Source organism: Paracoccus sp. SCSIO 75233 (assembly GCF_027912675.1).
GTDB lineage: Bacteria > Pseudomonadota > Alphaproteobacteria > Rhodobacterales > Rhodobacteraceae > Paracoccus.
In genome coordinates, this window is the sequence record NZ_CP115757.1 from 2,701,551 (window position 1) to 2,726,051 (window position 24,501).

At 62.9% G+C, this 24,501-nt stretch carries 24 protein-coding genes; 12 read left to right on the top strand and 12 right to left on the bottom strand.

Going from position 1 to position 24,501, the window contains the following annotated elements; translation table 11 throughout:
- Nucleotides 1-5: 5 nt before the first annotated feature.
- From PAF12_RS13170 to PAF12_RS13185, 4 genes are all read right to left on the bottom strand, one after another.
- Entirely contained in the window at nt 6-449 is a 444-nt protein-coding gene (locus PAF12_RS13170; RefSeq protein WP_271107426.1) for a hypothetical protein, read from the bottom strand.
- A 114-nt stretch (nt 450-563) separates the two neighbouring features.
- The gene (locus PAF12_RS13175) at nt 564-2,348 is read right to left on the bottom strand and encodes a sulfotransferase (RefSeq protein WP_271107427.1); all 1,785 of its coding nucleotides are present in this window, start codon (nt 2,346-2,348) and stop codon (nt 564-566) included.
- Nucleotides 2,345-3,709 (bottom strand): 30S ribosomal protein S12 methylthiotransferase RimO, encoded by a 1,365-nt coding sequence (rimO, locus tag PAF12_RS13180; RefSeq protein WP_271107428.1) that lies wholly within the window; start codon nt 3,707-3,709, stop codon nt 2,345-2,347. The genes PAF12_RS13175 and rimO overlap by 4 nt, the downstream gene beginning before the upstream one ends.
- Nucleotides 3,710-3,816: 107 nt before the next feature.
- Entirely contained in the window at nt 3,817-4,341 is a 525-nt protein-coding gene (locus PAF12_RS13185; RefSeq protein ID WP_271107430.1) for an HdeD family acid-resistance protein, read from the bottom strand.
- A gap of 181 nt (nt 4,342-4,522) precedes the next feature.
- Between PAF12_RS13185 and PAF12_RS13190 the strand changes: the two genes are divergently transcribed.
- Nucleotides 4,523-4,981, top strand: coding sequence for a hypothetical protein (locus PAF12_RS13190; RefSeq protein ID WP_271107431.1), 459 nt, complete (start codon nt 4,523-4,525; stop codon nt 4,979-4,981).
- Nucleotides 4,982-5,048: 67 nt separating this feature from the next.
- Here the strand turns inward: PAF12_RS13190 and PAF12_RS13195 are convergent, their stop codons facing one another.
- The 4 genes from PAF12_RS13195 to PAF12_RS13210 all read right to left on the bottom strand — a co-directional run bounded on the left by PAF12_RS13195 (nt 5,049) and on the right by PAF12_RS13210 (nt 9,444).
- Nucleotides 5,049-6,386, bottom strand: coding sequence for an esterase-like activity of phytase family protein (locus tag PAF12_RS13195; RefSeq protein WP_271107432.1), 1,338 nt, complete (start codon nt 6,384-6,386; stop codon nt 5,049-5,051).
- 101 nt (nt 6,387-6,487) lie between these two features.
- Nucleotides 6,488-7,249, bottom strand: a complete 762-nt coding sequence (locus PAF12_RS13200; protein WP_271109710.1) for an ABC transporter permease — start codon at nt 7,247-7,249, stop codon at nt 6,488-6,490.
- Nucleotides 7,249-8,211, bottom strand: a complete 963-nt coding sequence (locus tag PAF12_RS13205) for an ABC transporter ATP-binding protein (protein WP_271107433.1) — start codon at nt 8,209-8,211, stop codon at nt 7,249-7,251. Before PAF12_RS13205 ends, PAF12_RS13200 begins: the two co-directional genes overlap by 1 nt.
- Nucleotides 8,212-8,244: 33 nt before the next feature.
- Nucleotides 8,245-9,444 (bottom strand): MFS transporter, encoded by a 1,200-nt coding sequence (locus PAF12_RS13210; protein WP_271107434.1) that lies wholly within the window; start codon nt 9,442-9,444, stop codon nt 8,245-8,247.
- 251 nt (nt 9,445-9,695) lie between these two features.
- Here PAF12_RS13210 and PAF12_RS13215 point away from each other — a divergent pair, with 251 nt between their 5' ends.
- Both PAF12_RS13215 and PAF12_RS13220 read left to right on the top strand, forming a co-directional pair.
- Entirely contained in the window at nt 9,696-10,418 is a 723-nt protein-coding gene (locus PAF12_RS13215) for a rhomboid family intramembrane serine protease (protein WP_271109711.1), read from the top strand.
- Nucleotides 10,415-10,798 carry a GFA family protein gene (locus PAF12_RS13220; RefSeq protein ID WP_271107435.1) on the top strand — a complete coding sequence of 128 codons (384 nt, stop codon included), beginning with the start codon at nt 10,415-10,417 and terminating at the stop codon, nt 10,796-10,798. The genes PAF12_RS13215 and PAF12_RS13220 overlap by 4 nt, the downstream gene beginning before the upstream one ends.
- Nucleotides 10,799-10,826: 28 nt before the next feature.
- On the opposite strand, the gene ubiG is transcribed toward PAF12_RS13220, so the two are convergent.
- Nucleotides 10,827-11,579, bottom strand: coding sequence for a bifunctional 2-polyprenyl-6-hydroxyphenol methylase/3-demethylubiquinol 3-O-methyltransferase UbiG (gene ubiG / locus PAF12_RS13225; RefSeq protein WP_271107436.1), 753 nt, complete (start codon nt 11,577-11,579; stop codon nt 10,827-10,829).
- Between the two features lie 44 nt (nt 11,580-11,623).
- On the opposite strand from ubiG, the gene pip reads away from it, so the two are divergent.
- From pip to PAF12_RS13265, 8 genes are all read left to right on the top strand, one after another.
- Nucleotides 11,624-12,592: a prolyl aminopeptidase gene (gene pip / locus PAF12_RS13230; RefSeq protein WP_271107437.1), complete on the top strand. Its 969-nt coding sequence runs from the start codon at nt 11,624-11,626 to the stop codon at nt 12,590-12,592.
- Nucleotides 12,589-13,050 (top strand): TspO/MBR family protein, encoded by a 462-nt coding sequence (locus PAF12_RS13235; RefSeq protein ID WP_271107438.1) that lies wholly within the window; start codon nt 12,589-12,591, stop codon nt 13,048-13,050. The genes pip and PAF12_RS13235 overlap by 4 nt, the downstream gene beginning before the upstream one ends.
- Before the next feature lie 260 nt (nt 13,051-13,310).
- Nucleotides 13,311-13,499, top strand: a complete 189-nt coding sequence (locus tag PAF12_RS13240; protein WP_271107439.1) for a hypothetical protein — start codon at nt 13,311-13,313, stop codon at nt 13,497-13,499.
- 207 nt (nt 13,500-13,706) lie between these two features.
- A complete protein-coding gene (rimP, locus tag PAF12_RS13245; protein ID WP_271107440.1) occupies nt 13,707-14,321 on the top strand; it encodes a ribosome maturation factor RimP in 615 nt (204 codons plus the stop codon).
- Between the two features lie 3 nt (nt 14,322-14,324).
- The gene (gene nusA / locus PAF12_RS13250) at nt 14,325-16,019 is read left to right on the top strand and encodes a transcription termination factor NusA (protein ID WP_271107441.1); all 1,695 of its coding nucleotides are present in this window, start codon (nt 14,325-14,327) and stop codon (nt 16,017-16,019) included.
- A 25-nt stretch (nt 16,020-16,044) separates the two neighbouring features.
- Nucleotides 16,045-16,659 (top strand): RNA-binding protein, encoded by a 615-nt coding sequence (locus tag PAF12_RS13255; protein ID WP_271107442.1) that lies wholly within the window; start codon nt 16,045-16,047, stop codon nt 16,657-16,659.
- Between the two features lie 7 nt (nt 16,660-16,666).
- Entirely contained in the window at nt 16,667-19,213 is a 2,547-nt protein-coding gene (gene infB / locus PAF12_RS13260; protein ID WP_271107443.1) for a translation initiation factor IF-2, read from the top strand.
- A gap of 193 nt (nt 19,214-19,406) precedes the next feature.
- Nucleotides 19,407-20,552: an OmpA family protein gene (locus PAF12_RS13265; protein WP_271107445.1), complete on the top strand. Its 1,146-nt coding sequence runs from the start codon at nt 19,407-19,409 to the stop codon at nt 20,550-20,552.
- A 268-nt stretch (nt 20,553-20,820) separates the two neighbouring features.
- Here the strand turns inward: PAF12_RS13265 and fahA are convergent, their stop codons facing one another.
- Together fahA and PAF12_RS13275 are read right to left on the bottom strand one after the other, a co-directional pair.
- Nucleotides 20,821-22,029 carry a fumarylacetoacetase gene (gene fahA / locus PAF12_RS13270; protein ID WP_271107447.1) on the bottom strand — a complete coding sequence of 403 codons (1,209 nt, stop codon included), beginning with the start codon at nt 22,027-22,029 and terminating at the stop codon, nt 20,821-20,823.
- Nucleotides 22,030-22,085: 56 nt separating this feature from the next.
- Nucleotides 22,086-22,520 (bottom strand): MarR family winged helix-turn-helix transcriptional regulator, encoded by a 435-nt coding sequence (locus tag PAF12_RS13275; protein ID WP_271107449.1) that lies wholly within the window; start codon nt 22,518-22,520, stop codon nt 22,086-22,088.
- A gap of 92 nt (nt 22,521-22,612) precedes the next feature.
- Here PAF12_RS13275 and cobA point away from each other — a divergent pair, with 92 nt between their 5' ends.
- A complete protein-coding gene (gene cobA, locus PAF12_RS13280) occupies nt 22,613-23,362 on the top strand; it encodes a uroporphyrinogen-III C-methyltransferase (RefSeq protein ID WP_271107451.1) in 750 nt (249 codons plus the stop codon).
- Here cobA and PAF12_RS13285 read toward each other — a convergent pair.
- The gene (locus PAF12_RS13285) at nt 23,359-24,396 is read right to left on the bottom strand and encodes an Ldh family oxidoreductase (protein WP_271107452.1); all 1,038 of its coding nucleotides are present in this window, start codon (nt 24,394-24,396) and stop codon (nt 23,359-23,361) included. The two genes, cobA and PAF12_RS13285, sit on opposite strands and share 4 nt — an antisense overlap.
- Nucleotides 24,397-24,501 lie beyond the last annotated feature (105 nt).

Below are 24,501 nucleotides of genomic sequence, written 5' to 3' on the forward strand. Positions count from 1 at the left end.
TGCACCTAGTCGGCGTCCCATTCGCGCAATGCGCCGTTCGGGGCGTATTCGGCTTCGAACCAGCGGCCTTCGGCATCGCGGGCGTCGATTTCGAAACCATCATCCTTGAACTCGATGCTTTCGAATACGCCATTTACCGGGAAACGGTCCGCGTTCAGCAGAACCTCCGGCAATACGGCACGCACCTCGGAGACGGGTGCGGGGCGGGAATGGCTGGCCTCGATCTCCTCCAGCGATCCGTCGCGATGAAAGTCGATTTCAATCCTGACACCGCCGGGCAGCGTGCCTTCCAGATCCGGGCCGCGGCGATTGCCCGGATTGATGTCGGTTTTCGACAGGGACAGCGTATGAGCGACCTTTTCAATCGCCGCCCGGTCGGGTGCGGTTTCCTGCCCGATCGCGGGCAAGACGAGCAATCCGGCGAGAAGCGGCGCGGTCAGATATTTCATTACAATCTCCTTCATTGCGGACTGTAGGGATCAGTCAATCAAGCAACGCGTGGGCTTGCGGGTGGTTTCCGCCGTCGGCCCGGACAAAACGGACCTGTCGGACGCGCGCGCAGATCAGCGCAGCGCGGCGTTGAAATCCCGGTCAAAATGCGATCTCAGAAAATCGTATTGGGCGGAAAAGCGGCGCGACAGAATCTCGCGGATCCCGGCATCGGGCATATTGTCGGGTTCGGGCAGCGAAAATACGCGGCGGTCCAGATCCGTGTAGTCATGCGGCGGCAGGTCGAGGAAGCGCTCGATACGGCGCATGAGGGACGCGGGCATGCTGGCGATATGGCCATAGGGCAGGACCAGCAGCCTGTCCGCGCCCAGCCGGGCTTGCCAGCGGGGCAGATAGGCGGCGTAGTCGCCACGGTCGGCCAACACCTGCTCATTCTCTGCCGCCTCAAACCATTCATCATCGGTTTCGGGTTTCTGCCCGCGCCGGTGCATGTTCATGCGCAGTTGCGACATGGCGCGGTCGACCGGGTCGCGGATCAGGTAGATGAACTGCGCGTCGGGCAGATAACTGGCGATGTGGTCGACGCCATCGTCAGGCAGGCAGGAATAGGCGGGGGTGATGTCCAGCGGGCGGGTGTTCGCGGAGGCCGGGGCGAAGATGCCGCGATACCAGTCATCGGTGAACGGCTCCCCCGCCAGCGCATCGAGCCAAGCGGCCAGTTGCGACGGTATCGGGCGGTTTTTGCGGCGAAACCGGCTGCGGACGGACCGGATAAAGCCCGCGACATGCTGCGGTGTCCATTTCCGGTGTCCTGGGCAGAACAGATGGTCGAAATAATGCGCCTCTTTCATCGGCGGCGCCCAGATGCCGGGATGCTGGGCAAGCGCCCTGTGCAGCCAGCTTGTGCCCGCCTTTTGCGCGCCGATGCCGATCACGCTGGGCAGGCGCGGTTGCGGCGGATCGAGCCAGAGTGGGGGCTGTTCATTCAGCCGCACTATGTGCGGGACGGACGGCGAGGTCGGCGCAGACGCCTCTGCCGCGCCGAGGGCGGCGTTGAACGCCTCGTCGAAATGCGCGCGCAGGAAATCATATTGCGCGGCAAAGCGGGCGCGCAGCATCCGCCGCCCTTCCTCCGGGAATTCGGGCGCGGCGCTGCCCTTGAACACATGGGCGGTCAGGGTGGGATAGTCATATTCTGCAATCCCCAGAAACGCCTCGACCTCGCGCATCAGCCCAGCCGGGTCGCTGGCGATGCGGCCATAGGGCAGGATCAGCAGCCGGTCGGGGCCAAAGCGCGCCTGCCAGCGGGGAATATAGGTGGCATAGTCGCCGTGATTATCCAGAACCGGATCGTCGAGATGGGCCAGATAGCCCTCCGGGGTCTTCGGCAGTGTCTTGTGGCGGCTGAGATTCATCCGAAGCTGCGAGATCGCCCGATCCACCGGATCGCGGATCAGGTAGATGAATTTCGCATTGGGCAGAAATGTCGCGACCTCATCGACAGCTTTTTCGGGCAGCGTCGAATATTCGGGTGTCGAATCCAGCGGCAGGGTGCCAGGCGGCGCGGGCGAGAAAATGCGGCGATACCAACCGGGGGTGAACATCTGTTCCGATGTCATCTCGTCCAGATAGCGCCGCATATCCTGCGGGATCGGCTCCCCCTTCGCGGTGGCGCGACGCTCGATCCCCTGAATGGAGCGTTTGAAATGCCAGGGCAGCCATTTCATGTTCTCCGGCACATGGCGGCCGTCGAAATAATGAAGCTCCTTGACGGGTGCTGCCCAGATTTTCGGATGCGCGCTAAGCTGAGTGTGCAGCCAGGTCGTGCCGGCCTTCTGGGCCCCGATGCAAACGACGCGCGGTTTGCGCGGTTTGCCGTCGGTGACCCAGCCCGTCACAACCGACCCCAGAGGTCGTATTCGCCAGCCTCATCGACGGTGACGGCGACGATGTCGCCGGGGTTCAGCGCCCCGAACCCGTCATCGATGAACAGATTGCCGTCGATTTCGGGCGCATCGGCCTTGGTGCGGCAGGTGGCGCCCTGTTCGTCGACCTCGTCCACGATCACCTCAAGCCGCTGGCCGACCTTGGCGGCGAGCTTGGCTTCGCTGATCGCCTGAGCTTTCTGCATGAAGCGGTCGAAACGGTCCTGCTTGATCTCGTCCGGGACGTGGTCGGGCAGATCATTCGCCCGTGCGCCTGCGACGTTTTCGTATTGGAAGCAGCCGACACGATCAAGCTGCGCCTCGTCCAGCCAGTCGAGCAGGGTCTGAAATTCCGCCTCCGTCTCGCCGGGGTAACCGACGATGAAAGTCGAACGCAGGGTGATGTCCGGGCAATCCGCGCGCCATGCCGCGATCTCATCCAGCGTTTTCGCCGCCGCTGCCGGGCGGGCCATGCGTTTGAGCGTATCCGGGTGGGCGTGCTGGAAGGGGATGTCCAGATAAGGCAGCACCAGCCCTTCCGCCATCAGCGGGATCAGGTTGCGCACATGCGGATAGGGATAGACGTAGTGCAGCCGCACCCAAGCGCCCAGACCGCCCAGATCGCGGGCCAGATCGGTGATATGCGCACGATGGCCACGGGTTTCGGCATGTTTCAGATCCACCCCATAGGCCGAGGTATCCTGCGAGATGACCAGCAGTTCCTTCACCCCCGCCTCGACCAGCTTTTCCGCCTCGCGGATGACGGCATGGGCAGGGCGGCTGGCCAGACGGCCGCGCATATCGGGGATGATGCAGAATTTGCATTTGTGGTTACAGCCTTCGGAAATCTTCAGATAGCTGTAATGGCGTGGGGTCAGGCTGACGCTGCTGGCAGGCAGCAGGTCCACGAAAGGATCGGGGCTGGGCGGCACCGCGCCATGCACCGCGTCCAGCACCTGTTCATATTGATGCGGCCCGGTGACGGCCAGCACCTTTGGATGTGCGCCGGTGATATAATCGGGCTCCGCCCCCAGACAGCCGGTGACGATCACCCGCCCGTTCTCCGTCAGCGCCTCGCCAATCGCATCCAGCGATTCCGCCTTGGCACTGTCGAGGAAGCCGCAGGTGTTCACAATCACCGCGTCCGCGCCGGAATAATCGGGGCTGATCGCATAGCCCTCCGCCCGCAGCCGGGTCAGAATGCGTTCGCTGTCCACCAGCGCCTTCGGGCAGCCAAGGCTGACCATACCGATGGTTGGCTGGCCGTCACGACGGGCATCCGGCACGGCGGCGCGGGCAAGGTCGGGGCGAAGCTGGGGCGGGTTCTGGCTCATCGCCGGAGTCCTAGGCGCAGCCATTTGCAAAAGCAAGAAGCCGCGTTCGCGATCCGGGATCGGTGCATGACGGGCCGGTCACATGAGGCGACCGGCCCGCAGTTTCGTCAGGCCGCCCCGTCGGTGGCTTCGCGGGTCCCGGACAGGCCGATCAGCGCGATACCGTTGGAGATCAGCTCAACCGCCAGCATCACGCCAAGGATGGTCAGCGCCGAGGCCGGGAAGTTGGAGAAGATCATGATCGACAGGATGATCGACAGCGCACCGCTGAGCAGCAGCAGCCAGAAACCGCCGGTTTTGCGCAGCGAGAACGAGGCAACGGCCTTGAAGATGCCGTTGACGAGGAACAGCGACGCGGCAAGGATGGTCAGCGATACGACGCCGGCCAGCGGATTGCGCAGCATCACGATGCCAAGGATCACACAGGCGATGCCCAGAAGGATGATCCAGATCCGTCCGCCCCAGCCCTTGACCTGGAAAGCGGCGATGATTTCAAGAATACCAATAAACAGGAACGACCAGCCTGCGATCAGTTCGGCGGTCAGGGTCGCGGCCAGAGGATTGGCAAGCGCGAGAATACCGGCGAGGATCGAAAGCACGCCGACGATAATCCACAAGATACGAGCAGTCATAGCAACTCTCCTAAGACGTTAAGTAAGCGCGTGTTCCCCCTTTCTTATGGCGATAGCGCGCCAGAATCACCCCTTCGTGATTATTCCACCCAAGGGCTGTGCCAAATTTGCCGAGCAGCGGCGCGAAATGTCACGCTATTGTGGCTTTCCCGTACGGCATCCCCTGCCGCAATATCCGCGCATGAGACCCATCCGGCTTGACATCGTTTTTGCCCTGTTTCTGCTGATTTGCACCCCGGCTGTCGCGCAGCAGCGGATCGTGGAGCGGGACACATATATCGACATCTGGAACCATTCCGGCGGAAATGTGCTGGAAATGGTGCAGCTTCGCAACAAGCTGGCCCGGTCAGGCAAGGAGATCCGCCTGCGCGGCTATTGCCGGTCTGCCTGCACAATGCTCATCACCTTGCCGAATGCCTGTATCGGACCGCGCTCGATGATCGGGTTTCATGCGCCACGGATCAAGGGCACGAACATCATCCCGCCCTTTGTCGATCAGATCATGGCCGCCCATTATCGGGGCGAGATCCTGCGGCGCTGGAATAGCGAGTGGCGGTATAGTCTGGAGATGGTGCGGATCGGCGCGCCGGAATATCTGAAGCTGGACCCTGCAACCAAGGTCTGTCCGATGCCCGACTGACCGGGTTCCCGGCAGCGACGCGGGATGCCGGGCCGCCCGTTCAGGCAGCCCGGACAGATTGGCAGGATTATTCCGCCGACAGCATTTCCGGCACGGACAGCAGGATGAACTCGTTATCCGCAGCCTTGCCGATTTCGCGACCGCCCGAGAAGGGCAGGTTGTTGTCGTTGGCGACGAGGATATGGGTTTCATCGACGCGGGCGACATCTTCGATGGTCACGAAGGGGAAGGTCAGCTTGCCCTCTTCGGCGGCGGTGCCGGGCAGCGCCAGACCGTCGGGATCGTTGATGTCGAGCAGGTTGATATGGCCGATGCGGCGCATATTACCCTCTTCATCGGTGCTGGCGGTGTCGACCAGAACGATGTTCTTGACCAAAGCCGGGCTCGGGTAGCAGGCCGAGACATCCGTCGCGCCCTCGGCACAGGCATTGGCGGCGTCGCCCTCGCCATTGTCACGCTCGATCACCAGCGCGCGGGTGGCATCGATGAAGTTGAAATCACCGATGGCGGCGGCACCCTCGGACAGTTTGAAGCCGTAGCGGTCGCCGGTCCATTCGCCGGTTTTCGGATCGAAGGTCTGAACCAGCAGCGAATCGCCCTCCGGCTCGCCATTCTCGCCCAGAAGCGGCTTCTCCATCATCGCCCAAAGGAGGCCGGTTTCCGGGTTCAGCGCCATGCCTTCATAGCCGCCCGAACGCTGCACGCGATAATCGGTGCCAGCGGCGGCAGGAACGATGGTCCCGGCGGTGTCGGGGCCGGTCAGGACCGCACCTTCCAGCAGCGTCGGGTAAACGCCAAGCACCTTGCCGGTCAGGTCGGCACGGATCAGGTTCGGGCCGAACTCCTCGCCAATCCAGATTTCACCGTCGACATACTGGATGCTTTCCGGGTCGAAATCGGCGCCGGTCAGATAGCGGCTGTCGGTCGCTTCGTTGGTGATGCGGAAAGGCACCTTGCCGTCAGGATCGTGCAGAAAGATCGTCTCCCGACGTTCGACCGTGCCGTTTTCGAAATCGGGCATCATGCGATGGAAGAACAGCGCCGCATCGGGGCTGTTCACCTTGCGACCGAAACCGTTATCGGTCAGCACGAACCAGCTTCCATCCTCGGCCCGGTTCATGGCGAGACCGGACATGCCCTGAACCGGCTGACCCATGAAGGGCAGGAAAACGCCGGTCGGATGTTCGCCCGACTTGCCCTCGACGCTCATCGGGGTGTCGTTGCGGGTGTTGGTGGTGAACTTGGCCGAGACCCACAGATCGCGCGGCGCATCGGCGGGTGGTGCCACCATCGTCATGGCAGGCAGCCGGGCGTGACCGGCAAGGGTGGCGGGGAAGGTCTGTTCCTCCTGCGCGAAGGCCGGCAGGGCCACGGTGCAGGCGAGGAAAGCAACGGTATAACGCATGAGACTCATCCTTGATTAGCAACAGGTAAATTCTTGCTAATTCAACGACATGACAGTCTTACGGCGAAATCATTGCGAAAACATGGCGTTTTGGTCAGTTATTATTCCCGGAGCCGCCAGCCGGTCAAAAAGATCCAGCGGATCACCCCCAGACAGACGATCAGCATCAGCGACACGGCAAACAGCGACAGCCCGACCGGCACATCGGCCAGATCGAAAAACGCCCAGCGGAAGCCGGAGATCAGGTATAGAACCGGGTTCATCTTCGCCACGGCTTCCCAGAAGGGCGGCAGCATGGAGGCGGAGTAGAACGCACCCCCAAGGAACACCAGCGGCGTGACCACCATCAGCGGCACGATCTGAAGCTGCTCGAAATTCTTCGCCCACAGCCCGATGATGAAGCCCAGCAGCGAGAATGAAACCGTCGTCAGCAGCAGGAACGCGACCATCCAGAACGGATGCACGATATGCACACCGACAAAGAAGAAGCTGGTCAGCAGGATCAGCACCGCGATCAGGATCGCCTTGGTCGCCGCCGCGCCGACAAAGCCCGCCGTCACCTCGATCCAGCCCGCCGGGGCGACGAGATATTCGTAGATCGTGCCGGAGAATTTCGGGAAATAGATACCGAAAGACGCGTTGGACACCGATTGCTGCAACATGGTCAGCATCATCAGCCCGGGGACGATGAACGCGCCATACTCGATCCCCTCGACCGACTGGATGCGCCCGCCAATGGCGGCCCCGAACACCACGAAATACAGCACTGTGGAGATCACCGGCGAGGCAATGGACTGCCAGACGGTGCGGAAAAACCGCGTCATCTCATGCCGGTAGATGGACCAGATCGCGCCGGTATTGATCATGCCGCGCCCTCCTGCTGCGCCCCGCCCGATGGCTTGGCGTCATCCGAAACTAGCGAGATGAACACTTCCTCAAGGCTCGACTGCTTGGTCGCCACGTCACGCACCTGAATGCCAAGCCGCGCCAGATCGGCCAGCAGATGCGCGATCCCCGTCCGGTCAGAGCGGGTGTCGTAGTCGTAGCCCAGCCTGCGCCGGTCATCCGACAGCGTGATGCCGCGCTGCGCCAGATCGGCAGGCAGCGCGTCCAGCGGTTCATAAAGCTCAATCGTCAGATGTTTCTTGCCGAACTCGCCCATAAGCTCATCCTTGGGCTGCATCAGCAACAGCTTGCCGTGGTTGATGACGCCGATCCGGTCGGCCATTTCCTCGGCCTCTTCCAGATAATGCGTGGTCAGGATGATGGTCACGCCATCGCGGCGAAGCTGCTCGACAACCTGCCACATCTCGCGGCGCAAGGCGACGTCGACGCCGGCGGTCGGTTCGTCCAGAAACAGCACTTTCGGTTCATGCGACAGCGCCTTGGCGATCAGCACCCGGCGTTTCATCCCGCCCGAAAGTTCGCGCGTCGCGGCGTCGCGCTTGTCCCAGAGCGAAAGGCTGCGCAGCACCTTCTCCAGATAAGCATCATCGGGCGGCGCACCGTAAAGCCCGCGGGTAAAGCGGACAGCGTTGATCACCGTCTCGAACGGCTCCAGCGCGATCTCCTGCGGCACCAGCCCGATCAGCTTGCGCGCCGCGCGCCAGTTGGTGCGGATGTCATGCCCGCCGACACGCACCGTGCCGCCGGTCGGGACGACAAGCCCGCAGATGATCGAGATCAGCGTCGTCTTCCCCGCCCCGTTCGGCCCGAGCATGGCGATGATCTCGCCCTCGCCGATGCTCAGCGACACATCGTCGAGCGCCTTTGGCCCGTTCGCATATTGTTTGCTGAGGTGATCGACTTCGATGATCGCGCTCATCGCCTGTCTCCGCATTCAGTTTCGCGCGCGACGCTAACGGACACGCCTTGACGTGTCCACCACCGTCGGCTGACGCCAGAGCATGACGGTCAGCAGCACGGCAAGAAAGACGAACGCCGCTGCCGCAATGGTGAACGTGGTCGGGTAGCCCCAGCGGGCGACAAGCGGCTGACTGGCAATCGGTGACAGGAACTGCCCGAAGAAGAACGAAGCCGTCACCAGCCCCGACACCAGACCGCGCCGATGTGCGGGGGCCGCGTTGAGCGACCTCGTGACGAAGGTCGGCACGGCCAGCCCCAGCCCGGCGCCGATCATCGGTGTGCTGGCCATCGCGCTTACCAGCCCGTCGGCCTGACCGAGCGAATAGAACCCCGCTCCCATCAGCAGAAAACCGCAGACCGGCATGCCGATGCGGCCCAGATAAGGCCGCAACCAGCCGGAGGCGACCGCCATCAATGCCGCCGACAGCATCATCGCCCCCATCACCTCACCCGCCTGACGCGGATCGTCCAGCCCGATCTGGGCCAGATGATAGGGAAGCTGGGTCGGCACGCCGTAAAAGATCATGAAGGTCAGCGCTGCCGCGAATGCCATCGTGGCAACGGTCATCTGCCACCCCGGCTCGCCAGCGGCAGCGGCGTGGCGCGCCGGATCGCCCGGCTCCACCCGCGGCGGCTCTGGCAGCAGGCGCGACAGAAGAGGGATCATCGGCAGCGCGAGTCCATAGATCAGAAATGGCAGCCTTGCGTTCTGCACGGCGAGCACACCCGCCACCATGACGAAGATCAGACCACCCAGATTTGTCGAGGCGATCTGATACCCCATCAGCCGCGCCCGCTCCGGCCCGTCGAAATAATCCCCGATCAGCGCCGCCTGCGAGGTCATGATCAGCGCCACCCCGAAGCCCAGCAACAACCGGCTGGCCAGAATAGCCTCCAGCGATTGCAGATAAAGCCCTGCCGTCCCGGCAATGAAATAGACCGCCAACCCGGTCAGCAACGGTCCCCGGCGGCCCAGCCGGTCGACCATCACCCCGGCAAAAGGTGCGATGATCGCCACCATAAGCGATGGCGCGGTAATCAGCAGCCGGGTCAGAAAAGCGGCATCCGGGTTATCGGCAAAGATCGCCTGCAATCCCGGCAGCGCCGGGGTGATCGTCGCATTGGACATGATGGTGAGCATGGCGGCAAACATCAGCCCCCAAGCGCGGGGATCGCGCAAGATACGGTCCATCAAAAAGCCTTTCGGTTACAGGGCGTGTTGCGGCGCGATTCGCGGCAGGCGCAGAGAACCCCCTGAAAAAACGGCGCAGCCATCCCGGCTGCGATGGCGCTAAAATCCGACAAATGGCCGGAATGGTCAAACCGATTTCCGGCATGCATGAATTTGGCCGCGACCATGCGGCCCGGCGGCACGCCCCGCCGTCACGCTTGCCTCTGCCCGCGCGCTCGGGCATCGTCCCCGCAAAAGCCGCAGGGACACCGATGTTTCCGATCCGAGATCATAACCCGTCAGAACGCACGCCCTATGTGACCTATTCGCTGATCATCGCCAATCTGGTGATGTTCGTGCTGACCACGCCCTGGCTACTGGGCTGGACAGAGCTGTGGTCGCGGCTGGCGCTCTATCCGGTGGCGGTCGTGAACGGGCAATATATGTGGGGGCTGGTGACCCATATGTTCCTGCATGCGGGGCTGATGCATTTCGGCGGCAATATGCTGTTCCTGTTCATCTTCGGCGATAATCTAGAAGATCAGATGGGGCATGGCGGGTTTCTGGGTTTCTATCTGGCCAGTGGGCTGGCGGCAGCGGCAGCGCAGATCGCATCGAACCCGTTCGAGGGCGTTCCGATGGTGGGTGCCTCCGGCGCGATTGCCGGGGTGATGGGCGGATATCTGCTGATGTTCCCGAAAGCCCGCGTAGATGTGCTGGCGATCATTATCATCATCATCAAGATTTTCACCATACCGGCATGGGTCATGCTGGGGCTTTGGTTCCTGCTGCAGGTCTTCGGCAGCTTCGCGCTCATGGGCAGCGAGGGCGTTGCCTACTGGGCCCATGCCGGGGGCTTCATCGCCGGGATCGTGCTGACCGTGCCGCTGTTCCTGCGCCGCGGCGGTCCGCGCTTCTGGAACCGCACGCACGGACTGCCGCCACATCCGGCAACGCAATATTCCCGCAGCCGCATCCCGGAGGTCCGCCGATGAGCCTGCCGCCGATCCAGACCCCGCACCGCCTGACCTGCCATTGCGGCGCGGTCGAGCTTGCCGTGACCCTGTCGGACGGGCTGAACACCAGGCGCCGCTGCGATTGTTCCTTCTGCCGCAGGCGGGGTGCCATCGCCGTCACCGCCCCGTCGGACGGGGTCAGGATCGTCAATGGCGCCGATATGCTGAGCCTCTATCAGTTCAACACCAATACGGCGGAACATTATTTCTGCCGGAATTGCGGCATCTATACCCATCATCGGCGTCGGTCGAACCCCAATGAATACGGCGTCAACGCAGGCGCGCTCGAAGGGGTCAACCCCCGTGATCTCGACCCGGTGCCGTGGGGTGACGGGGTCAATCACCCCTCCGACCGCTGAAATTCATCCTGGCACAAATATCCGGAAATCAGGCAGGCCCCGCAGCCGCCCGCACGCCGGTTGCGGCATAGTTCACCGACAGATCCCGATCCGACAGCGACCAGTCCCAGCTGACCGGGTTGAACACCATGCCCTTGCGGTCGACGACACCCAGCCCGGCCTGCGCCATCATCTCGCCCAACTCGTCGGGGGTGATGAAACGCTGCCAGTCATGCGTCCCCTTCGGCAGCCAGCGCATCACCCATTCCGCCCCGATAATCGCGGCGGCAAAGCTGCGCGCGGTGCGGTTCAGGGTGGAGATGACCAGCACCCCGCCCGGTTTCAGCAGATCGTGACAGGTCGCGACAAAACCCGGCGGATCGGCGACATGCTCGACAATCTCCATCGCCAGAACCGCGTCGAACGTCTCACCCGCTGCCAGCAGATCCTCGGCCGTGGTCGCCCGGTAGTCGATCTCCAGCCCGACCTGCGCGGCATGCAGCCGCGCCACCTCGATATTCTTTGCCGCCGCGTCGGCCCCCACAACCTCGGCCCCGAGCCGCGTCATCGGTTCCGACAAAAGCCCGCCGCCGCAACCGATATCGAGCAGCCGCAGCCCCTCGAACGGGCGCGGCGCGCTCAGGTCTCGGCTGAATTCCGCCGCAATCTGCGTGGTGATATATCCCAGCCGGACCGGGTTCATCATGTGCAATGGCTTGAATTTGCCCTTCGGATCCCACCATTCGGCGGCCATTGCCTCGAATTTGGCGATCTCGGACGGGTCGCGGCTATCGGCGTTCATGCTCGGTCCTTTCGCACCTTTCCTGCGGCGTATATATGGAAAACATGGATCGCACAGCAGGGCAAATCGGCGCGGCGCGGCTTTATCCCCAGACAGACCCTTTCGATCGGCGCAAGATCGGGGTCGGGGATGGCCACACGCTGTATCTGGAACAATCGGGCAATCCGGACGGTCATCCGGTCATCGTCCTGCATGGCGGGCCGGGCGGCGGTTGCAGCCCTTTCATGCGCCGCTTCTTCGATCCGGCGCATTACCGGGCCATCCTGTTCGACCAGCGGGGCTGCGGCCTGTCCACCCCGCGGGCGAGCGTCAAGGCCAACACCACCCAGCATCTTGTCGCGGATATCGAGACGATCCGGCGGGAACTTGGCATCGGCAGGCTCTCGGTCTTTGGCGGAAGCTGGGGCGCGACGCTGGCGCTTGCCTATGCGCAGGCCCATCCGGACAAGGTGACGGCGCTGATCCTGCGCGGCGTGTTTCTGGCGACGCAAGCCGAACTCGACTGGTTCTATGGCGGCGGCGCGGCGCGCTTTTGGCCGGAACGCTGGCAGGCCTTCTGCGAGCCCATCCCGGAGGCGGAGCGCGGCGACATGATCGCCGCCTATCACAGCCGCCTGTTCTGCGGCGACAAATCGGAAGAGCGCCGCTTCGCCCGGTCATGGATCATGTGGGAAAACGGGCTTGCGGCGATGGATATCGCCCATCCCGCAGGGGCCTCACCCGACTACGCCCATGCCTTCGCGCGGCTGGAGAACCATTACTTCCAGAACAAGTGTTTTCTGGAAGAGGGGCAGCTTTTCCAAAACCGCGACCGGATCGAACATATCCCCTGCCAGATCGTTCAGGGCCGCTACGACATGGTCTGCCCGCCCAGTGGCGCATGGCAGCTTGCCGCGGGCTGGCAGAAATGCCGGCTGCGGATGATACCCGCTTCCGGCCACGCCCTGTCCGAGCCGCGAATCGCCGCCGAGCTGGTCTCTGTCATGGATGAGTTGAAAGGTGTTTCGGCATGACCGCGTTTTATTTCTTCGTCTTTCTGGCCGCCTGCGGGGCCGCCGCCGCAACCGGCAGCGTGTTTCTGCCCGGTGCGTGGTATCAATCGCTGAAAAAGCCAAGCTGGACGCCGCCGAAGAAAGCCTTCCCGATCGTCTGGACGACGCTTTACGTCGCCTCCGCCATCGCCGCCACACGCATCGCGATCAGCGACAATCCCGGCCCGGGCCTCGCACTATGGTCGCTGCAGATCGCGCTGAACACGCTCTGGACGCCGGTGTTTTTCGGCGCGAAACGGATGGGCATGGGCATGATCGTCATCGCACTTCTGTGGCTGGTCATGGCGGCCATCACCGTGGTGTTCCTGCAAACCGACCTGATCGCCGGGCTGCTGATGATCCCCTATTTCGCCTGGATCGGCCTCGCCGGGGCGCTGAACTGGCGGATCTGGCGGGCCAATCGAAATCGCAATAAGTAGACCCGCCCCTATGGGCGAGCGTAAGTTGTAGTAGTGAACTGAAATCGAGCCACAATATCTCCACAGATTCCACATTAACACGGTGGACTCGATTAGTATCACTGAGATATAAATAAAGGACCGCAGAGTGCGGGAACACTCTGCGGCTTTTGCAAACCGCCGTTGGCTGACGGTGATTTAGGATATCCTCATGTCGTTTTGACATACTGGGATTCCGAGGTCAAGCGCCATGTTAACGGCTCCATAGCGGAGAAGTTGGGATGAAATCCAACAGACAACCAAGTTATAAGCTAACCTTTGAAGACGCTGTACAGATCTGGAAACGCTATCTTAATGGAGAGTTTCAGAACCGAATTGCAGCTAGCTTCGATGTTAACCCTGGGCGCGTCAACGAAGTGCTTAAAGGGCGAACGTTTCCCGAGAGTGAAGCAGCGGCAAAAGGTGTATAGCTTCAAGTGGGGCGGTCGACGCCGCCCCACGCTATTAGAATTGGAATGAGTTTGTAACGAAGCGCGGTAATAACTGCGATTCGGCTTGAAATCGCCGGGGCACGGGTCTATATCCACGCTCAACAGCGGTGCAGGCCTCCACCCCCTGCGCCACCGGAAGCATGCAACGGGCCGCTGCGGCCCGTTTTTCATTTCTCAGGGATGCTCATGTCGAACGACCTGATCGCCAAGACCGCCATTGACCGCCGCCTTGCGGAGATCATCAGCCCCGTTATCGCGGATATGGGGTTCGAACTGGTGCGCGTCCGCCTTCAGGGTGGCAAGACGGCGACCTTGCAGATCATGGCCGACCGTCCCGATGGTGGCATCAATGTCGAGGACTGCGCCGAGATTTCCACCGTCGTCAGCGCCACGCTGGATGTCGAGGATCCCATCGAGGACAAATACATGCTGGAGGTCTCCTCCCCCGGTATCGACCGCCCGCTGACCCGGATGAAGGATTTCGAAACCTATGAAGGTTACGACGCCAAGCTGGAAACCAACCAGCAGATCGACGGGCGCAAGCGTTTCACCGGTGTTCTGGCGGGGGTCGAGGGCGATGACGTGCTGATCAATATCGAGGTCGCGGGCGACACCCAGACCATCGGGCTGAATTTCGACTGGCTGGCCGATGCCAAGCTGCTGCTGACCGACGAGCTGATCGCGGAAATGCTGCGCCAGAAGAAAGAAGCCGGGGTCGAGATCGACAATCTCGACGAATCCATGTTCGACGAAGTTCAAACCGAAAGCGGCGCAGAAGACGACGCCGCAACGAAGGAGTAAGTGATGGCAATCACCTCTGCCAATCAGCTGGAACTGTTGCAAACCGCCGAGGCCGTGGCCCGCGAAAAGATGATCGAGCCTGAGCTTGTCATCGAAGCGATGGAGGACAGCCTCGCCCGTGCCGCGAAATCCCGCTACGGCGCGGAGATGGACATCCGCGTCTCCATCGACCGCAAGAACGGCAACGCGACCTTCACCCGCGTCCGCACCGTGGTCGAGGATGAGGAGGTCGAGAATTATCAGGCCGAATTCACCCCGGAGCAGGCGAAACCCTATTTCGAGCCGCAGAAGAACCCGCAGAGCGCATGGGTGCGCGAAGGCGAGATCGTTCAGGATTTCACCGGCGGCCCGCAGATCGGCGATATTTTCCAGGAACAGGTGCCGCCCGTCGATCTGGGCCGGATCGCCGCGCAATCGGCCAAGCAGGTCATCCTGCAACGCGTCCGCGAGGCGGAGCGTGATCGCCAATACGAAGAATTCAAGGACCGCGCCGGCACCATCATCAACGGCATCGTCAAGCGCGAGGAATACGGCAATATCGTCGTCGATGTCGGGCGCGGCGAAGCCATCCTGCGCCGGAACGAGAAGATCGGCCGCGAATCCTATCGCCCGAATGACCGCATCCGCGCCTATGTGAAGGATGTGCGCCGCGAAACCCGCGGCCCGCAGATTTTCCTGTCGCGCACCGATCCGCAATTCATGGCGGAACTGTTCAAGATGGAAGTGCCGGAGATCTATGACGGCGTGATCGAGATCAAGGCCGTCGCCCGCGATCCGGGCAGCCGCGCCAAGATCGCCGTCATTTCCTACGACAACTCCATCGACCCGGTCGGGGCCTGCGTCGGTATGCGCGGCAGCCGCGTTCAGGCCGTTGTAGGCGAATTGCAGGGCGAAAAGATCGACATCATCCCTTGGTCGGAAGATCAGGCGACGTTCCTCGTGAACGCGCTGCAACCGGCTGAGGTCTCCAAGGTCGTCGTCGACGAGGACGCGCCCCGCATCGAAGTCGTCGTACCGGAGGAGCAGCTTTCGCTGGCCATCGGTCGTCGCGGCCAGAACGTGCGCCTCGCCTCGCAGCTCACCGGGCTCGATATCGACATCCTGACTGAGGAAGAAGAATCGAAGCGCCGTCAGGCCGAATTCAACGCCCGCACCCAGCTGTTCATGGACAAGCTGGATCTGGACGAATTCTTCGCGCAGTTGCTGGTCGCCGAAGGCTTCACCAACCTCGAAGAGGTCGCCTATATCGAACAGGACGAACTTCTGTCGATTGACGGCGTGGACGAGGCAACGGCGGAAGAGCTTCAGGCCCGCGCCCGCGACGTGATCGAGGCCGCGAACCGCGAGGCGCTTGAGAAAGCCCGCGCCCTTGGTGCCGAGGACAGCCTTATTGAATTCGAGGGGCTGACCCCCCAAATGGTTGAGGTTCTGGCGAATGACGGCGTCAAGACGCTGGAAGATTTCGCCACCTGCGCCGACTGGGAACTCGCTGGCGGCTGGACCACGGTCGACGGTCAGCGCGTCAAGGATGAGGGGCTGCTGGAACCGATGGGCGTTTCGCTGGAAGACGCGCAGAACATGGTGATGACCGCGCGTGTCATGCTGGGCTGGGTCGACCCCGCCGAGTTGGTATCGGAGGAAGAAGAAGACACCGAAACCGCCGGCGACGGCACCGAAACCGAGGAAGCCGGGGCCTGATCGCCCCGGATCTGCGGCGGGCGCGATGACGCGGGGCGGGCGCGAAAAAACGACCGATGTGGCCGAGCGCCGCTGTCTGGTCACGGGCGAGGTGCAACCGAAAGCGGGTTTGATCCGTTTTGTGTTGGGGCCTGACGCTCTGGTCGTGCCCGATCTGGCGGAAAAACTGCCCGGTCGCGGCTTCTGGCTGACCTCGGAACGGGCCGTGATTGACAAGGCGGTTGCGAAGGGCGCGTTCTCACGCGGGGCGAAAGCCCCGGCCAAGGCGCCCGACGGGCTGACGGAACTTATAGAAGACGGGCTTGCGAAGCGGGTAATCGAACTGATTTCGCTGGCACGAAAATCCGGCGGTGCCATCGCCGGTTATGAGAAGGTGAAGGACTGGCTCGCGGCCGGTCAGGTAAAGGTGCTTCTTCAGGCGTCGGACGGGTCCGAACGCGGCAAGGGAAAGCTCTGGACACCGGAAGGGGCACGCTGGTTCGGCTGTCTCACCGCATCAGAATTGGGTTTGGCTTTCGGACGCGATCATGTCATACACAGCGCGCTTTCGCAGGGCGGACTCGCCGACAAAGTGATCCGGGACGCCGGCAGGCTGAATGGCCTGCGGGGGCAATCGGCCATCCGGGCCGGGAAGGAATAAGACGCAGATGAGCGATACAGACGGCAAAAAACCACTCGGCCTTGGCGGCAACCGTTCGGGGCAGGTGAAGCAGAGCTTCAGCCACGGCCGCACGAAAAACGTCGTGGTCGAGACCAAGCGCAAACGCGTTGTGGTCCCAAAACCGGGTGCGGGCGACAAGTCGCGCACCACGGTCTCGCCCGAGAATGCCGCGAAGGCCATCGCCTCGTCCTCGAAGCGCCCGGCTGGCATCTCCGACGCGGAGATGGAACGCCGCCTTAAGGCACTCGCCGCCGCCAAGGCCCGCGAGGCCGAGGAGGCAGCAGCCCGAGAAGCCGAGGAAAAGGCACGCGAGGAAGAACGCGAACGCCGCCGCGCCGAGGCCGAGGCCAAGGAACGCGAGGAACGCGAGCGCGAAGAGGCGCTGAAGGCCAAGGCCGAAGAGGACGCCCGCAAGGCCGAAGAAGCCAAGCTCCGCGCCCAGAAGAAAGAAGAGGTCCGCAAACCGGCCGCCAAGGACGCACCTGTCGACGCAGCCGCCGCGCAGGCCGCAGCATCGCGCGCCGAAACCAAGGGCGTCTCCAACCGTGGTGGCGGCGGCGGCGGTGGCCGCAACGAACGTGGCCGCGACACCCGCCCCGACGATCGTGATTCGCGCGGCAAGAACGACCGCAACAACCGCCGCTCCGGCAAGCTGTCCGTGACCAACGCCCTCGAAGGCGAAGGCGGTCGCCAGCGCAGCCTCGCCGCGATGAAGCGCAAGCAGGAACGCGCCAAGCAGAAAGCTCTGGGCGGCAGCCAGCGGGCCGAGAAACAGTCCCGCGAAGTCCAGCTTCCGGAAACCATCGTCGTTCAGGAACTCGCCAACCGCATGGCCGAACGCGCCGCGGATGTGGTCAAGTCGCTGATGCAGATGGGCATGATGGTCAATATGAACCAGCCCATCGACGCCGACACCGCCGAACTGGTGATCGAGGAATTCGGCCACAAGGCGGTCCGCGTGTCCGACGCTGACGTGGAACAGGTCATCGACACCGTCGACGACAAGGAAGAAGACCTCCAGCCGCGCCCGCCGATCATCACCATCATGGGCCATGTCGACCACGGCAAGACTTCGCTGCTCGACGCAATCCGCAAGGCCAACGTCGTCTCCGGCGAGGCGGGCGGTATTACCCAGCATATCGGCGCCTATCAGGTGACAACCGACAGCGGCGCGGTGCTCAGCTTCCTCGACACGCCCGGCCACGCCGCGTTTACGTCCATGCGGGCGCGCGGCGCGAATGTCACCGACATCGTCGTGCTGGTCGTCGCCGCCGATGACGCCGTGATGCCCCAGACGGTGGAGGCGATCAATCACGCCAAAGCCGCCAACGTGCCGATGATCGTCGCCATCAACAAGATCGACAAGCCGGAGGCCGACCCGCAGAAAGTCCGCACCGATCTGCTCCAGCACGAAGTCATCGTGGAGGAGATGTCCGGTGAGGTTCAGGATGTGGAGGTCTCCGCCCAGACCGGGCAGGGCCTTGACGAACTGCTGGAGGCCATCGCGCTTCAGGCCGAGATCCTGGAACTCCGCGCCAACCCCGACCGTGCCGCGCAAGGTGCCGTGATCGAGGCCAAGCTGGATGTCGGCCGCGGCCCCGTGGCCACGGTTCTCGTCCAGAACGGCACGCTTCGCCGCGGCGACATCTTCGTCGTGGGCGAGCAATGGGGCAAGGTCCGCGCGCTCATCAACGATCAGGGCGACCGCGTGGATGAGGCTGGCCCCTCCGTCCCGGTGGAGGTGCTGGGCCTCAACGGCACGCCGGAGGCCGGCGATGTGCTCAACGTCGTCGATACCGAAGCGCAGGCCCGCGAGATCGCCGAATACCGCGAGGAGGCCGCGAAGGACAAACGCGCCGCCGCCGGTGCCGCCGTCACGCTGGATCAGATGCTGGCGCAGGCCAAGGCCGACGAAAACGTCGCCGAACTGCCTGTCGTCGTCAAAGCCGACGTGCAGGGCTCTGCCGAAGCCATCGTCCAGGCGCTCGAAAAAGTCGGTAATGACGAGGTCCGCGTCCGCGTCCTCCATTACGGCGTCGGCGCGATCACCGAATCCGATATCGGCCTCGCCGAAGCTTCGCGCGCCCCGGTCATCGGTTTCAACGTCCGCGCCAACGCCCCGGCCCGCAACTCCGCCAACCAGAAAGGGGTGGAGATCCGCTACTACTCCATCATCTACGATCTGGTCGACGACATCAAAGCCGCCGCCTCCGGCCTTCTCTCCGCCGAAGTGCGCGAGAGATTCATCGGCTATGCCGAGATCAAGGAGGTGTTCAAGGTCACCGGCGTCGGCAAGGTCGCAGGCTGTCTGGTCACCGAAGGCGTCGCCCGCCGCTCCGCCGGCGTCCGCCTGCTGCGCGACAACGTGGTGATCCACGAAGGCACGCTGAAAACCCTCAAACGCTTCAAGGACGAGGTGAAAGAGGTCCAGTCCGGTCAGGAATGCGGCATGGCGTTCGAAAACTACGACGACATCCGCCCCGCCGACGTGATCGAGATCTTCGAACGCGAAGAGGTCGAACGGACGCTGTAACGCGGCTGTTTGATTGCAGACATGGAAAGGCCCGCCGTGATGGCGGGCTTTTTTATTTTGCCCTTGCGCACCACCCGGCGCGGCCATCTCGGGCGACTGCCCTCGATGCCGCGACGGCCGGAACCGAGATTGACAACATGGAACCGGCATGGAACTGATCGCCCCATAAACGGTGCTGTCAGGATTGCGTTTCATGACACTGGATTTGCGTTTTTCGCCCCGCCTGTTTGCCCGTCATTCGCTGACGGTATTGATCGCCCTTCAGATGATAAGCGGCATAAGCGGGGCGCAGGCGCAGGAAGCGCCGGTCATCCCGGCGATCCCTGCAATCATTGTCCCCGATTTCATTGGTGTCGAACCCGTTCAGCAGAGCTTTGAGGACGCGCTCGGCGACAGGCTGGCGGAGATTGACGGCATCCGGATTGCACCGGCACGCTGCGATGAAGCCGGTGCCTTTACACCAAGCCTCGGCATGGTGCTTCAGGACGATAGCGGCATTATCGCCAATCTCGGTGACGACGGAACCTATATCATTGATCAGGACGGGTCCGGCATCGCCAATCTTGGCGATACGCAGTTCATCGTCGAGGCGGACGGGTCCGGGACCATAAACCGCACTGGCCCGGATGAGGCTTCTCAGGTGCAGATCACGATCGAGGCGGATGGCTCGGGAACCTATAGCGGCCCTCTCGGACAGATTTCGCTCGACGGCATGGGCGGCGGCGCGTGGAACTCACCGCTGAAGGGGCAGATCTCCGTTGAGGCTGATGGCAGTGGGACATGGAATGGCCCGCTGGGCCAGATCAGCAATGAGGGCGACGGCAGTGGAACCTGGAACGGCGAGCAGCGCATCATCAACAACGGCGATGGCACCGGTCTCATCGAAGGCGATGAGGTGCAAATGGCCCCCCTGCCGCCGGTCCCGCCTTTGGGACGCTTTCCGCTGCTGACCAAATTTCGCGTCCCGCCAGCCGCCTGCGGCTACGTCATCACGCTTGATGACAGCATTCTCTTTGATTTCGACAAGTCCGACCTGCGCGAAGATGCCACGACCGTGGTCGATACCCTCGCTTCCGCATTCGTTGAGGTCAGCCCTCCACGTCTGGAGATTCGCGGCCATACCGACAGCAAGGGAAGCGCCGACTACAATCAGGACCTGTCCGAGCGCCGCGCCATGACGGTCGGACAGGCCCTCAAACTGCGGGATGTCCGCAGCGAAATCGACACGCGCGGTTTTGGTCTGACCCAGCCGGTTGCGCCGAATGACATCAATGGCGTTGATAACCCCGCCGGTCGCCAGCTGAATCGCCGCGTGGAGATTTACGTCCCGAACGGATGAGGCTCACTGCGACCGGTCGATAGCTTTTTCAATCGCGCGAAACCGTATCGGTCAGGACACCAACCACAGGCAGTGCCGCAATCGGTGTACGCCCTGTGTACAGCGCGTGTACGCGCCGCGTACCGGCTGTGCCGCCCCAAACTTCACGAATTACGGGCCCGCCGCCAGTTTCCGCGCTACCCCGGCGCAACACACCCGCCCGCACCCTGTTGCAGCAATCTGCGGCGCTGAGACGACCCGACCGGCGAGTCGTCGCAATGTGCCCCGCTTATTCCCGCGCGGGCAGAACCGTACCGGCACAGGGACCGAAGCCAATCCGGTATCCCTCCCCCTGCGCATGGCCGGACAGGGCGACCGTATCGCCATCCTCGATAAACACCCGCTGCGCAGAACCAGCCGTCACTGGTTGCGTCCCGCCCTCGGTCATTTCCAGCAAGGCCCCCGTCGACTCCCGCGTCGGGCCGGAGATCGTGCCGCTGCCCAGCAAATCCCCCACCCGCATCGGGCAGCCCGATCCGCTGTGATGCGCCAATTGCTGCGCAGAGGAGTAATACATCACGTTGTAATTCACCCGCGACATCACATGCCCGTTCAGCGACCACGACAGATTGAGGTCATATAACCCCGGTTTTTCCTCGCTGAGATAGGGCAGAAGCGGGTTTTCACGCGCAGCACCCTCGCTCCGGAACGGCTCAAGCGCCGCCTGGGTGACAACCCAGGGGCTGATCGTGGTGGCAAAGGCCTTGGCCTGAAACGGGCCGAGCGGCTGATATTCCCATGCCTGAATATCGCGTGCCGACCAGTCGTTCAGCAGGACGTAGCCGAAGATCATCCGCTCCGCCTCCGCGACGCTGACCCGCTCCCCCAGTTTCGTGTCGGCACCGACAATCGCGCCCAGCTCCAGCTCCAGATCCAGCCGCTTGCAGGGCGACCAGAGCGGTCCTTCCTCGCCTTTGATCTGACCCATCGGCCGGACAATATCGGTCCCCGACACAACCACCGACGATGCCCGCCCGTTATAGCCTATGGGCATATGCGTCCATTGCGGCGGCAGCGCGTTTTCCGGACCCCTAAACAGCTTCCCGACATTGAAGGCATGATTCCGCGAGGCATAGAAATCTGTGTACTCCGTCACCCGGATCGGCAGATGCAGTTTTGCATCCATCATCGCCACGGTCGGGGTATCGCGATTGCCGCCCTCGGCCAGCAATTCGGTCAGCCTGGCCCGGATTTCCGCCCATTTATCGTGGCCAAGCGCAATGAAGTCGTTCAGCGAAGAGGATGCAAAATGCCCGCCCGCATCCAGCAGTCCCTGCCCCTCGCATGCGGCCAGATCAACGATCCGATCCCCGATGGCCACCCCGCAACGCGGCGCTTCCGCACCTATCGAGAACACCCCGAAAGGCAGGTTTTGTATCGGAAATTCACAGCCCGGATCGTTTGCCGTTTCAACCCAACTTTTCAACTGAACAGACATGATAACTCCATAAGTTGCAAAAGCAACTAACAGGAAAATCCTTGTTCAGCAATGGTCTAATCGCCCGCCGGGTCCGTCAGGTCGCGCAGAAGCCCGGCAAGCTGATCCGCGCGTTCATCGCCCAAACGGTCGCGGAGCTTGCCGGAAAATACCTGCGCCTGCGTGGCGAGATCGTCGTAAACCTCGCGCCCTTTGTCCGTCAGCGACAGCATCTCTGCCCGCCGGTCGCTGGTGGACCGGGTTCGGGTCAGCAGCCCCATCTCCTCCAACCCCGACACGGCGCGGGACACTTTGGATTTCTCCAGATAGCCCCGCAGGCAGATATCAGACGCGGTCAGCCGGTCAGTCACGCCCAGATGCGCCATGATCCGCCACTGGGCCCGGGACATGCCGTAGCCCTCGCGATAATGGGCCGCGAAGGCGCGCCCGGTCGATTCCGCTGCATTGTTCAGCAGATAGGGCAGGAAGTCGTCCAGCCGAAAATCGCTCATTGGGTTGCTCCACCCCGGGTTTGCTTTCGTCGCAATGGTCGCATAGATCACGAGACCTTGCCAATGTCCCGAAATCGCGTAACTCAGTCCGTATGAGCGGTTTTGTCTCCTTTGTGTCCTCCGGCCCCGGCGATCCCGAGCTTCTGACCCTGCGCGCTGCCGACCGGCTGGCGCGGGCGGAGGTGGTGCTTTACGACGATTTGTCCTCCGGCCCGATCCTCGCCAAAGCGGCGCAGGCGGAGTTGATCCCGGTCGGCAAGCGCGCCGGTCGGCCAAGCGCGAAGCAGGAGGCGGTGAACGCGCTGATGCTGGAACATGCGCGGGCCGGGAAGCGGGTGGTGCGCCTGAAATCCGGCGATGCGGGGATGTTCGGGCGGCTGGAGGAAGAGCTTGCGGCGGTCCGCAATGCCGGGATCGCATTCGAGATCGTGCCGGGGGTTTCATCGGTAAACGCGGCGGCGGCGGTCGCCGGACTGCCGCTGACCCGGCGTCTCACGGCACGGCGGGTCCAGTATGTCACCGGCGCGGATGTGACTGGAAAACTGCCCGAGGATCTCAACTGGGCGGCGCTGGCCGATCCGCATGCGGTCACGGTGGTTTTCATGGGGCAGCGCAGCTTTCCCGGGCTGGCGAGGATGCTGATCGAGCGCGGCCTGCCCGCCGACACACCCGCCCTGATCGCGGAAGCGGTCACACAGGACGGGCAGCGGCTGCGGCGCGGTACGGTGGCCGAACTGGCCCATGCGCTGGAACAGGACGGACCGAGCCACGCACCTGCGCTGATCTTCTACGGTCCATTGGCGGAGATTTCGGACGCTGCGACGGAAATGCTCGGCGGCTAGGTTTTCTGGCCGATGCGGGCAGCGGTATCCCGCAGGGCATCGAGGCTTGCCATTTCTTCCCCGGTCAGGCTGATCCCTTCGCTGAGCGATATTTTCCGCGCCGCAAAACGCCGCTGCGAAGGCAACCGCGCGCCCTGCCCTGCGATTGCGTCGAGCATTTTCTCCGCTCGCCCAAACGGGTCGCCGCGCCCGGCAGCGAAACGCTCCGGCGAGAAGGCGAGGATCAATTCGCCATGACGCGGCAGGATTTCCGTCGAGCCAAGATAATCAAGCGCCTCCGGGCTGGTCAGATCGCCAATCATCGCCCCGGCGAGAAGCTCGATCATCGTCGATATGGCGGAGCCCTTATGCCCGCCGAAGGGCAGCATCGCGCCATCAAGCGCCGCCTCCGGGTCGGTCGTCGGCTGGCCCTCGGCATCAATCGCCCAGCCCTCCGGCAGGGGATCGCCCGCCCGCCGGTGAAGCTCGATCTCGCCCCGTGCGACGATGGAGGTGGCGAAATCGAACACATAGGGCGGCTGGCTGGGGCGCGGCCAGCCGAAGGCGAAGGGGTTGGTGCCCAGAAGCGGCGCGGTGCCGCCGCTTGGCGCAACGGCGGAATAGCTCGGACACATGGCAATCGCGGCGAGGCCCATGTCGTTCAGGGCCTCAACCTCCGGCCAAAGGGCCGAGAAATGCGTGCAGGTGTTGATGACAAGCGCGGCCAGACCCTGCTGCTTTGCGCGCTCGGCCAGAACCGGCGCACCGATGGCGAAGGCAGCGGGGGAATATGCGCCTTTTGCATCGACCCGGATGATCGAGCTGCCGTCATCGGTCAGCACCGGCTCCGCCTTCGGTTCGACCTTGCCTGCCGCCAGCGTGCGAAGGCAGCCATCGATGCGGTAGATGCCGTGGGATTTGCAGTTGTCCCGCTCCCCCGCCACGATGACCCCCGCGACGGTTTCGGCCTGAAGCGGCGTCAGCCCGGCCAGAGCAAAAATCTCGGTGACGCGCCGCGTCAGTTCTTCGATATCGAGTGTCGCGCCGCCGGACATGCTGTTTCCATCCCACCTGTTTCGGATCTTTCCGTCATATTAAACCGCCAGAGCGGACAGCCAAGGGTTATTTGTATACACAGTGTATTTTAAATTTGATTTTCG